Below are 12,264 nucleotides of genomic sequence, written 5' to 3'. Positions count from 1 at the left end.
TAACAATTAATTTTGTAATTTCAAGGCTTTATTTTATTTTGAAAGGCATGGTGTTATATGAATACTATTTCAGAAGATATGTTAAACAAAATATATAATCCGATAATTGTATGTAATGATACTGGACAAGTATTATATACTAATACCATAATGAACAGTATTTTAGAGTATACAAAAATCAAAATTCTAAAGAATATACAAGACCTTGATATAGATTTCAAGTATGAAGATATTTTAGAAAAGGAAACTAGCCACCGCTGTATTTTAATGAACGGCATCCCTTGTCCTGTTAGCATACATATTCTAACTGCGGAAGGTAATTCACTTAATATTATGTATATGTTTGATAGCTCTGTTATTAATAATAAAACTGTAGAGAATGTTATAAATGATATTGATGAGGTAATTGTTATTTTCAATGAACAGGGTATAATTGAAAAAATGAATGACCTTTGCGATGTTCTTTTGCCCTTTAATCGCTGTGAAGCACTTGGTCAAAGCATTTATGACATATCACAAAGAGGTTTGGTAAAAGATCCTATTATTATTGATATGCTAAAAATTAAAGAGAAAATTTATAGAAATGTTAAATATCCAAGTGGAAAAATCCTTGCCTACACAGCTATGCCTTTTTTCCATAATAATGGTGATTTAAAGGGTGGTGTACTTACTGGTCGCGATATTACCCGATTAATAAAATTACAAACAAGCACAAATCTGGATATTAAACAGCCTGAAACTATAGAATATATTAGTCAAAGTAATGTTATTGATAACATCAAAAAAATGGTCATAAGAGCAGCTGCTTATGACTCATCCATATTTATTACTGGAGAATCAGGTGTTGGTAAAGAAATTATTGCCAGGATGATTTATAACTATAGTCCCAGGCGAGAAAAACCTTTTATTACAATAAACTGTAGTGCAATACCCACAGAACTTTTGGAATCTGAATTTTTCGGCTATGAAGAGGGAACCTTTACAGGCGCTAAAAGAGGTGGTAAAAAAGGCCTTTTAGAAGAAGCCAATGGAGGTACCATTTTTCTTGATGAAATTGGGGAATTACCATTGCCAATGCAAACAAAAATCCTCAGGGTAATACAGGAAAATGAATTCACAAGAATAGGTGGGACAACACCTATAAGGTTAAATATAAGATATATCAGTGCTACAAATGTATCTGAAGCGGAACTTCATAACAGTAAAAAATTCAGACAAGATTTATATTATCGCCTTAATGTTATACCAATTAAAATTCCGTCTATCAAAGATAGAAAAGAGGATATTATTCCTTTAATTAAGTATTTCCTTGATTTTTATAACAAAAAATATAATAGATGTTTAAGATTTTCACCAATAGCAATAAAAATACTTTCTAAGTATGATTGGCCGGGAAACATAAGAGAACTTAAAAATATGATAGAAAGGTTAATTGTCCTTGCAGCTAATGATGTTATCAGTGAGGATGACCTTAGCATATTCATGAGCTTAAGTGAGGTTTACGATTCTTTAAATGATATGCCTAGTGTTATAATAAATGGCCATAGTAATCTAAATATTGTATATGGTATAGTGGACCAAATAATGATCCCCAAAGCCATAGAAAAACATGGCTCCGTTGTGAATGCTTCTAAAGAACTCGGAGTTAACCCTTGCACAATACACCGAAAAATCAAAAGTGGTTCTATAAAATTGTAAAATATATGAGCATTGGAGTTTCAAGGAATATACCTTTGCTCTATCTTGGTTATAATGCCTTTTTTAATTGTAATTTCATGAGGATGATGAATAGAAAATTCTCCAAATGAACCATTGTATGGACTAGGCTCTCCACTAACTGGTAGTCTTACTATTTCAGCTTGTTTATCAACTTCCATAACTATATTTTCTTTCTTTTCATTATATATATAATAATCATCTAACAAAAATTGATCTTTACACTCCTCCTCATTTCCCTTAAACCCTTCAATTTCTTTTATCTTTCTCCAATCGCCTGGTCCTAACCATTCTATAAAATCTATAACCACATAATTTTTATTGTTTTTTACATAAGAATCCATGATATAAATAATTCTAGTTTCTTCCTTTTCTTTATAGATACTTATGTTATTAAATGCTATAACACTTATGATAATTAATATGATTGCGATAGCACCACCTATTAGTAATTTTTTCTTCATAGTTTTCCTCCGTATTCTCATATTTTTTTCCAAATAATTATTACTTAATACTCATAGTATTCAAAATTAACAAAAAATATTCTATTTGCATGTTATAATAATACAGGGTGAAAAAAACAATGAAGAAAAAATATATATTAGGATTTTTAATTATAATAACTGCACTTATATTTGCAAATAGTTATTTCAAAATAGAACACAACATGAACATAGTGGAATTTTTTTCTAAAGACCAACGGCTAAATGCCTCTGATAAAGAGTATTTGAAAGAATATGGAGACTTGATTTACGGATCAGATCAAAATACCCCACCGCTAAGATATTTAAATTCAGATAGTGGACAGTATGAGGGACTCGTAATAGATTATTTCAATGCGCTTTCTATAGAACTAGGAGTCAAAATAAAAATGAAACCTATGGTTTGGAATGATGCCCTTACAGCACTGGAACGTGGAGATATAGATTTTTGCGATATGCACGCTTCCAAGGATCGCTCTCGAAGCTTTATATTTACTGATCCTATATACTATCAAAGAGGTGCTATATTAATAAAAAAAAATAATACTAATATCAAAACACCTGGGGATATAAAAGGGAAAACTATAGCCGCAATAAAAGGTGACTATATATTTGAGCATTTAGCTGAAAATTATACTGATGTACATGGAGTTGAAACTAAAAATTTAAGAGACGCTATTAGCCGCCTGGAAAAGAGCGACGTAGATGCGGTCCTTGGAGATGAATCAGTAATAAACTATTATTTAACTCAAGAAGGACTGAGCCGCGAATATTCAATATTAAATGAATACTTGTACGAGAGGCCAGCCCTAATAGGAGTGAAAAAAGGCAATGAAAGATTAGTAACCATACTTAACAAAGCAATATATCAGCTGCAAAAAGATAACACCATGGAAAGAATATATGGAAAATGGTTTGGCATATCACCTTTAATCATGAAAAATAATAACGCTGAGATATATATGCTTTATGTTAAATATGCTATAGTCCTAGCAATGATATTTGCTCTATTTTTTTACTATTGGAACAGAGAACTAAAAATAGAGGTCAAAAAACAAACAAATGCACTCAGTATTTCAAAAAACGAATTAGAGACTACTTTCAATGGACTTACCACTCATTTAATGGTGGTGGTAAACGAGGACTGCTTTGTTGCTGAATCCAATACAGCATTTTGTGAGTATATAGGATCCTCTGTAGATGTGGTAAAACATATGCACTGCAAAAATATCAACGGAATACTAGGAAGCAACTGTGACGTTTGCCTCATTAAAGACATATTTGAAACTAGAACTTCAGTAGAAAAAGCAGTAGAATATCAAAATAGAACATTTAAAGTGAGAACTTATCTACTGGATAAAGTACCAAACACTAGAGAGCGCGTACTTATAATGATGGAAGATATCACTGATTTAAAATTTGCGCAGCAAAAGATGTTGCAATCAAGTAAAATGGCGGCTGTTGGTCAGCTTGCTGCAGGCATTGCACACGAAATAAGGACGCCTCTTGGAATCATTAGAAACTATACATATTTACTTAGACGTATGGAAAAAGAAGAGGATAAAAAAGAGGCAATAGATACAATAGAAACTTCAGTAACTAGAGCCAATAAAATCATAGATAATCTTTTAAACTTTTCAAGGCTTTCTGATAACAAAATACACAATATAGAAGTCAAAGATTTCATAGCAAATCTTTATGAACTTAATCAAAAAGCCTTAAAGCAAAAACATATAGATTTTAAGCTATACGTGGAAAGAGATTTAGAAGTAGAGCTATATAGTGAATCACTGAAACATATCCTACTAAACCTTTTTTCAAATGCAACGAATGCTATGCAGCAAGGAGGTATACTTCAGGTACAAGCGTTCAAAAGCTATGAAAATATAATCATAGAAGTATCTGACACAGGAATAGGCATGGATGCAAATACACAAATGTACTTATTTGATCCATTCTACACTACTAAGCAAGTAAGTGGGGGCACTGGCCTTGGATTGTTTATTGTATATAACGAAGTACAAAAGATGGAAGGAACAATTAGAGTGGAAAGTAAAATTGGTGAAGGCTCAAAGTTTATCATTACACTTCCAACAAAGATAAATGACCCCATACTAATATTGAAATAGGAGATAGTGAATGAATAGTAAAAATTATCAAATATTAATAGTAGATGATGAAGGAGCATACTCAAAAGGACTAGCTAAAATACTTGAAATAGAAGGTTATATATTAGAAACAGTACTCTCAGCAGAAGATGCTATAGAGAAAATTAAGCACAATAAATATCAGATGGTAGTGACGGATTTAATGATGGATGGAATGAATGGCATAGAGCTTTTAGAAAAAATAATAGCATACGACGATGATATCAAAGTCATACTTATGACTGCCTATGCCACTGTACCTAACGCAGTAGAAGCGATGAAAAAAGGAGCAGTATCTTATTTTGTAAAAGGAAATGATCCTGTTGAACTCATAGAGGAAATAGAAAAAGCATATAAAGAGTACAAAAAATCAGAACTAAACTCTAAAACCTATGATAAAAGAGAGAAATTAGTTCTCGAATCAGAAAATAGCGAATTTAAAAAAATTATTGATATGACTAGAAAAGTGGCCAAAACCAACGTCAACGTCATTTTACTTGGAGAGTCAGGAGTAGGAAAAGAAGTATTTGCAAACTTCATTCATACTCAGAGTGAGCGCGAAAACAAACCATTTGTAGCAGTTAACTGTCATTCTCTATCTGAAAGTGTATTGGAATCCGAACTATTTGGACATAGCAAGGGGGCTTTCACTGGTGCCACCGAAGAAAGAATTGGTAGATTTGAATCAGCTAGCATGGGAACACTATTTCTAGATGAAATAGCTGACATGCCCTTATCAACACAAGTCAAACTACTAAGAGTCATCGAAGACAGAGCAATAGAAAAAATAGGTAGCAACATAAGTACCCCAGTAGACTTTAGACTTATAACAGCCACCAACAAATCTATAGTAAAATTAATAGACCAAGGTCTATTTAGAGAAGATTTTTACTATAGAATAAACACCATCATAATAGAAATACCCCCTTTAAGGGAACATAAAGAAGACATATATAGTTTGGCTAGTAACTTCATAGCAATGGCTTCAAAGCAAATGAATAAAGAAATACACACCATAGAGCCTGAGGTTTGGGAATATCTAACCCAGTATGACTATCCAGGCAATGTACGAGAATTTAAAAACATAATCGAAAGGCTGGTAGTATTTAGTGAAAATGGTATTATATCAAAAGATGATTTGCTAATACATGAGATTCCAGCTACAGACTATGAAGGAGATCAAACATTAAAAGCCTTTAGATCTGCAATAGAAAAAAAATACATAGAAACCGTACTGGTCAAAAATAACTTTAGCATGACAAAAACAGCAAAAGTATTGGGTATCACTCGAAGACAACTACAAAATAAAGTCAATGAATATGAGATACAAAAATAAAAGCGAGCAATTTTTTTCCAACTAATGTGGAAAAAAATTGCCTGCTTTTATTTTTATTGAAATTTAGCAGTCTATTAAAAAATAGATTAATCCTTAAAAATATTTTATCATTCAATAATAATTATTACTTAATAATCTTGCAATTCACACATTAAAATGATATTCTGTATATAATATATAAATAGCTTAAGGAGGTTCATTATGCTTACTGAAAAATATAATTCATTAAATAAAGAAATCTTCTCCGTACTAGATAAATACGGTGTAGTTATAAATGAAGATTTGCTTCCTAAATTAGAAAAAGAAAAATTAATCATATTATATAAGACAATGCTTCATAGTCGTATTGCAGACGGAAAGGCTTTGCAATATCAAAGACAAGGTAGAATGTTAACCTTTGCTCCAAACCATGGTGAAGAGGCTGCCCAGGTTGGTTCTATTGCAGCTACGGAAGAAAGAGATTGGTTAGTTCCCGCTTTTAGAGAAATGGGAGCTTGGCTCTATAAAGGAGTATCTTTAGAACAAATTTATTTATACTGGTATGGAAACGAAGCCGGAAGTAAATTTCCACCTAATGTAAAAATGCTTCCAATTTCTGTGCCCATCGCCTCTCAGTTAAATCATGCTACTGGGCTAGCCATGGCTTCTAAAATCAAAGGAGAAGATCATGTAACAATAGCGTACGTAGGTGATGGTGGAACTTCTCAAGGAGAATTCCATGAAGCATTAAATTTTGCTTCAGTATTTTCATCACCAGTGATATTTGTCATATTAAATAACCAATTTGCCATTTCCGTAGGTAGGGCATCTCAAACTAGATCAGAAACTTTAGCCCAAAAAGGTATCGCATATGGCATGCCAAACATTTTAGTGGATGGAAATGATGTTCTAGCAATGTATGCAGCTACAAAAGAAGCTGTAGATAGAGCACGAAATGGCGGTGGCCCAACCTTAATTGAAGCTTATACCTATAGAATTGGAGCTCATACAACTTCTGATGATCCTACTTTATATAGGAAAGATGAAGAAGTAGAAGAGTGGAAGAAAAAAGACCCTATTATAAGAATGAAAAAATACCTAATAGAAAAAGAACTGTGGTCTGAAGGTGAAGATTTAAAAGAAACTGAAAGCTATGAAGCCTTCGTAAATGAAACTTTTAAAAAAGTAGAAGCCTCTGGCATAGTACCTTTAGAGGATATTTTTAAATATCAGTATGAAAAAATGACTCCAAATTTAGTGGAGCAATATGAAGAATATAATGAATTTTTAAAGGAAGGAGGAAAATAGTATGCCTATTTTAAATATAATTGGTGCAGTAAATTACGCATTAGATCAAGAAATGGCAAGAGATAAAACTGTTGTAACCTATGGAGAAGACGTTGGTGTTGAAGGTGGCGTTTTTAGAGCAACTGTTGGACTCCAAAAAAAATATGGAATAGATAGATGTTTTGATACTCCACTGTCAGAGGCTGCGATAGTTGGCAGCGCTGTAGGTATGGCTATTAATGGATTAAAACCTGTGGTAGAAATGCAATTTGATGGTTTTGTACTTCCAGCTTTAAACCAAATCATTGGGCATGTGGCTAGAATGAGGAACAGGTCAAGAGGAACTTATACCCTTCCGATGGTGATTCGTATGCCTTATGGTGGTGGAATTCGTGCCTTAGAGCATCACTCTGAAAGTATAGAATCAATTTTTTCTCATATTCCAGGACTTCAAGTAGTTATTCCATCAACTCCATACGATACAAAAGGGTTGCTACTGGCTGCTATTCGAAGCCCTGACCCTGTTATATTTTTAGAACCAAAAAGAATTTATAGAGCCTTCAAGCAAGAAGTTCCAGAGGAGGATTATATAATTCCTATTGGCAAAGCAAAGGTTGTAAAAGAAGGAAGTCGTATTACTGTAGTAGCTTGGGGCGCAATGGTTCGTGAAGTTCAAAATGCAATTGAAGAAGTTGAAAAGGACGGAATTTCCGTGGAGCTTATTGATTTAAGAACTATCGCACCCTTTGACAAGGAAACAATACTTAAATCAGTAAAGAAAACTGGACGTTTTTTAGTTGTTCATGAAGCATTTAAATCCTTTGGACCCGGTGCTGAACTAATTGCTACCGTAAATGAAGGTGCATTTTTACATTTAGAAGCACCTCCAACTAGACTTGCTGGCTTTGATACTACTGTTCCCCTTCCAAAGGGAGAAGATCATTTTATTATTCGGCCAGATCGCATTGCTCATAAAATAAGAGAGGTTGTTAATTTTTAACTGGAGGTGTATTATGTTTAAATTTAAATTCCCGGATATTGGGGAAGGAATTACAGAAGGAAAAATATTAAAATGGTTTGTAAATTCTGGAGATTCTATTGTGGAAGGAGATTCTTTATTCCTTGTAGAAACAGACAAAGTAAATGCAGAAATACCCTCTCCAGTTGGTGGCATCGTCACTAGTACAAAAGCTAAAGAAGGTGAAATCATTTATGTTGGAGATGTAGTTGTAGAAATTCAAACTTCAGATGATACCGAAAAAAGCAATGATTCTCTAAATGAAACTATAGGTAAAAAATCAAAAGCTATAGATGAAGGAGAAACTGCTGGAGTTGTAGGTGAATTAGAAGTTTCCTCACAAATAATTGCCATTAGCCATGAAGAAAAGGTAGCATGTGAAGACGATCCTACTATGAAAATCCTTGCAACACCCGTTGCAAGAAAGCTGGCTAAAGATTTAGGCATTGATATCCATAAAATTAAAGGCACAGGACCAATTGGGCGGGTTATGAAGGCAGATATTTATCTTGCTAGTAAAGAGATTGACACAAATAAAGCTACTTCTAGTCTTTCAGCTGAAGTTCCAGTCTCTCCTACTGCGGCGCAACCTATAATAATTCCAGAACTTAAATTTGCAGGAGAAGTTGAGAGAGTTCCACTTACTATGCTTAGAAAGACCATTGCAAAAAACATGGTGCTTTCAAAATCGGTTATTCCTCATGCTTCTGCAACAGATGAAATAGATGTATCGAAACTTGTAGCCTTTAGGGAACAATCAAAAACCATGGCAATAGCACAAGGCGTTCACCTAACCTATATGCCTTTTATTATAAAAGCAGTAACCCTTGCACTTAAAGATTATCCTATGTTTAATGCAAGTTATGATGATAAAACAGAAGAGCTTGTATTAAAGAAATACTATAACATTGGTGTAGCTGTGGACACACCTGATGGCTTACTGGTTCCCGTAATAAAAGATTCTGATAAAAAAGGTATTTTGCCAATGTCAAGGGAGCTTTCTCTCCTTGCAGAAAAAGCAAAAAATAAAGCCCTTACCTTGGATACATTGCAAAATGGAACCTTCACTATTACAAACTACGGTGCAATAGGAGCAACTTCAGGAATTCCAGTAATTAAACATCCAGAAGTTGCTATACTCGGAGTTGGTAAAATAACAAAAAAACCAGTGGTTATTGATAATGAAATTGTGATCCGAGATATTCTTACTATTACCATTTGTATTGACCATAGAGTAATTGATGGTGGAGATGCTGGAAGATTCCTAGGCAGATTAAGAGCTTACTTAGATGATCCAATGCTTTTAGTGTTAAGCTAACCACAAAAAGGATACCCTGCTGCTAGCATTGTATCCTTTTTTTATAAAACAACTTTATTAAGAAAGGTGGAATTAAATTGAAAACCTACGACATTATTATTTTGGGTGGAGGTCCCGGTGGATACGTTGCTGCAATTAAAGCCGCTCAACTAGGAGCAAAAACTGCTTTGGTAGAAAAGGCAGAGCTTGGTGGAGTATGCCTAAACTGGGGATGTATTCCTACCAAAACTCTTTTAAAAAGTGCACATGTATATCAAGATATACTTCATGCAGAAAAATTCGGTGTTCACATAGAGGATAAAAACACAGTGTCCATAGATTGGGATGCAATGCAAAATAGAAAAAACGCTGTAGTAAAGCAACTTACAGGTGGTGTAAAAACCTTATTAAAAGAAAATGGTGTAGATGTATATTTTGGAAATGGTGATGTAATAGATAAAAACACACTACAAGTAAATGGAGAAACCTTAGGAACAAAAAATTTAATTATTGCAACTGGGTCCTCTTCCATGATTCCAAACATCCCCGGATTAAAAGAGTCTATGGATGCTGGGTACACTGTAACCAGTAAAGGACTTCTATCCATAAAAGAAGTACCTGATGAACTTATTGTAATTGGTGGAGGCGTTATAGGCATTGAGTTTGCGGTTCTATTTAATGCACTTGGAAGTCATGTAACCATTCTTCAAAGGTCAGGAACCATTTTAAGAAGCATCGATACTGAAATACGAACTACCATGGAAAAGATTCTCATAAAAAAAGGAATTGATATTATTTATGGAGTAAATTTCGAAAATTTTCATAAAAATCAGCTTACCGTAAAAATAAAAGAAGAAATAAAAACCCTGAAGGCAGATACCATTCTTCTCAGTATGGGTAGGAAAGCTAATATCGTGGGGTTAGAAAAATTAAATCTTACTTTAGATAAAAATTCAATAAAAACCAATGATAAACTTGAAACCAATGTACAAGGTGTCTATGCCGTTGGAGATGTAAACGGTAAATTTATGCTCGCCCATGTGGCCTCAGCAGAAGGTATTGTTGCTGTAGAAAATATTCTAGGCAAAAATTCAAAACTTGATTATGATAAAATCCCTTCCTGTATTTACAGTTTCCCTGAAATAGGTGTTGCAGGGCTTACAGAAGAGGAAGCAGTTGCAAGGGGTCATGAAGTCATAATCAGCAAATTTCCTTTAATAGCAAACGGAAAAGCTCTTGCTGAAGGTGAAACAGATGGCTTTATTAAAATCGTTGCTGATAAAAAGTATGGAGAAGTCCTGGGAGTTCATATTTTAGCCTCCCATGCTACAGATATGATTGCAGAAGCGGTAACCACCATGCAACTAGAAGGTACTGTGCATGATGTAGCAAAAGCAATACATCCACATCCTACTTTATCAGAGGCTATAATGGAAGCAGCTCATGGTGCAATAGACAAACCAATCCACATTTTCAGGGCTTAATTTTATATAAAAAACATCCATAGATTTGATTTACACAAATCTATGGATGTTCCATTAAAAAAACTCCTACCTATTATTAGTAAAACATACAGTCTATAAAATCCTCATTTGTTATACCTTGAATATACTCTTGCAACTCCACCCCTTGGATTGCCTCTCTTACGCTTTCTTCTTTAAAGTTAACTCCTAGGAGCCCTTCTTCCAGCCTTGATAAATCTTTATTAGCAAAAAAATCTCCATATATACCCATGACTTTTATCTTGCCGTCTTTTATATCTAGTTTAATATTTAATTGCCCAAAAGGGTATCTTTTGCTCTTCTCCATATTAAACTCCGGTGACTCTCCGTAGGTCCAGTCCCAAGTTGCGTATTTTTCATCTGCTATAGACTGGATTTTATCTATATCATTTTGTTCTAATACATATTCTTTATAAGGAACATCCTTATATTCAAAAATAGAATGAAGAAGAATCTCTTTAAATTCCTTAACAGAAACTTTTTCCGTCAAATAAGGATACACGTTAGTTACTCTACTTCTCACAGATTTAATACCCTTTGATTCTATTTTCGAAGCTTTTACTTGCAGTGCATTTTGCACCACAGAAAGATCAGAATTAAATAAAATTGTACCATGGTGTAAAAGTCTGTCTTTAAAATAATATTGAGAGTTTCCAGAAAACTTTTTCCCTTCTATGGTAATGTCATTTCTCCCAGTAAATTCTGCCTTTACACCTATTTTTTCTAAACTATCCACTATGGAATCTGTAAATTTTTTGAAATTATTTATATTAGCTTTGTTTGCTTTTACAATAAAAGTGAAATTCAAGTTCCCTAAATCGTGGTACACAGCCCCTCCACCTGAAAGACGCCTAACTACTTTTATATTATTTTCTTCTACATAATCCTTATTAATTTCTTCTATGGTATTTTGATTTCTTCCAATTATTATGGCAGGTTCATTTTGCCAAAGAATGAAATATTCTTCTCCCTTAAAGGCCTTTAAAAAGTATTCTTCTAAAGCTAAATTAAAATATGGATTATTTGAATCATTTTTTATATAAATCATTTTATTTTCTCCTTCATAGATTAGATATTTTATTGATTATTATAACACAAATAGTAAAAAAATCTTATTAATCTAAAACATAATCCAACATATGATACAAAAATAAAAGTGGGCAATTTTTTTCCATACTAGGTGGAAAAAAATTGCCCACTTTTATTATTAAGATAGAAATCAAATATAAATATTTACAACTGCATTTCAAAAAATAACCCTGATAAACATTGATAAGTACAAGTTGTTACCAGAATTTTAAACTTTTTTCAGAAAAATATGAAAGTCAGAAAATTTCGGCATAGTAATTGCTACATACAATAGCATAGGAACTAATCATATTTTCAAAAATGCTATTTTTAAGGATAATGAGGAGGCCAACTATGAAAAAAGAAATTAAAGAAATTTATAATTTGGACGCTGTTAAGTCATTTATTGATGATTTAAGTATTACAAAAATT

The 12,264-nt window shown here is 33.0% G+C and carries 9 protein-coding genes; 7 read left to right on the top strand and 2 right to left on the bottom strand.

The features are described 5' to 3' along the window. The first annotated feature begins 57 nt into the window (after window positions 1-57). Complete coding sequence (locus tag G9F72_RS11645) at window positions 58-1,698, top strand: sigma-54 interaction domain-containing protein (protein ID WP_164957529.1); 1,641 nt, start codon at window positions 58-60, stop codon at window positions 1,696-1,698. Window positions 1,699-1,718: 20 nt separating this feature from the next. On the opposite strand, the gene G9F72_RS11640 is transcribed toward G9F72_RS11645, so the two are convergent. Continuing rightward, window positions 1,719-2,180 carry a hypothetical protein gene (locus G9F72_RS11640; RefSeq protein WP_164957530.1) on the bottom strand — a complete coding sequence of 154 codons (462 nt, stop codon included), beginning with the start codon at window positions 2,178-2,180 and terminating at the stop codon, window positions 1,719-1,721. Window positions 2,181-2,299: 119 nt separating this feature from the next. Here G9F72_RS11640 and G9F72_RS11635 point away from each other — a divergent pair, with 119 nt between their 5' ends. The 6 genes from G9F72_RS11635 to lpdA all read left to right on the top strand — a co-directional run bounded on the left by G9F72_RS11635 (window position 2,300) and on the right by lpdA (window position 10,746). After that, the gene (locus G9F72_RS11635; protein ID WP_164957531.1) at window positions 2,300-4,327 is read left to right on the top strand and encodes a transporter substrate-binding domain-containing protein; all 2,028 of its coding nucleotides are present in this window, start codon (window positions 2,300-2,302) and stop codon (window positions 4,325-4,327) included. Window positions 4,328-4,337: 10 nt separating this feature from the next. Then, window positions 4,338-5,681, top strand: a complete 1,344-nt coding sequence (locus tag G9F72_RS11630) for a sigma-54-dependent transcriptional regulator (protein ID WP_164957532.1) — start codon at window positions 4,338-4,340, stop codon at window positions 5,679-5,681. A gap of 201 nt (window positions 5,682-5,882) precedes the next feature. Next, a complete protein-coding gene (gene pdhA, locus G9F72_RS11625; protein ID WP_164957533.1) occupies window positions 5,883-6,968 on the top strand; it encodes a pyruvate dehydrogenase (acetyl-transferring) E1 component subunit alpha in 1,086 nt (361 codons plus the stop codon). 1 nt (window position 6,969) lies between these two features. Further along, window positions 6,970-7,947: an alpha-ketoacid dehydrogenase subunit beta gene (locus tag G9F72_RS11620; protein ID WP_164957534.1), complete on the top strand. Its 978-nt coding sequence runs from the start codon at window positions 6,970-6,972 to the stop codon at window positions 7,945-7,947. Window positions 7,948-7,960: 13 nt separating this feature from the next. Then, window positions 7,961-9,283, top strand: coding sequence for a dihydrolipoamide acetyltransferase family protein (locus tag G9F72_RS11615; RefSeq protein ID WP_164957535.1), 1,323 nt, complete (start codon window positions 7,961-7,963; stop codon window positions 9,281-9,283). 77 nt (window positions 9,284-9,360) lie between these two features. After that, window positions 9,361-10,746 carry a dihydrolipoyl dehydrogenase gene (gene lpdA / locus G9F72_RS11610; protein ID WP_164957536.1) on the top strand — a complete coding sequence of 462 codons (1,386 nt, stop codon included), beginning with the start codon at window positions 9,361-9,363 and terminating at the stop codon, window positions 10,744-10,746. 76 nt (window positions 10,747-10,822) lie between these two features. Here lpdA and G9F72_RS11605 read toward each other — a convergent pair whose 3' ends face one another. Next, window positions 10,823-11,812, bottom strand: coding sequence for a lipoate--protein ligase (locus tag G9F72_RS11605; RefSeq protein ID WP_164957537.1), 990 nt, complete (start codon window positions 11,810-11,812; stop codon window positions 10,823-10,825). Between the last annotated feature and the right edge of the window lie 452 nt (window positions 11,813-12,264).

This window comes from Clostridium estertheticum, assembly GCF_011065935.2.
In the GTDB taxonomy this organism is placed as follows: Bacteria; Bacillota; Clostridia; order Clostridiales; family Clostridiaceae; genus Clostridium_AD; species Clostridium_AD estertheticum_A.
This window is presented reverse-complemented; position numbering and strand designations above follow the sequence as displayed.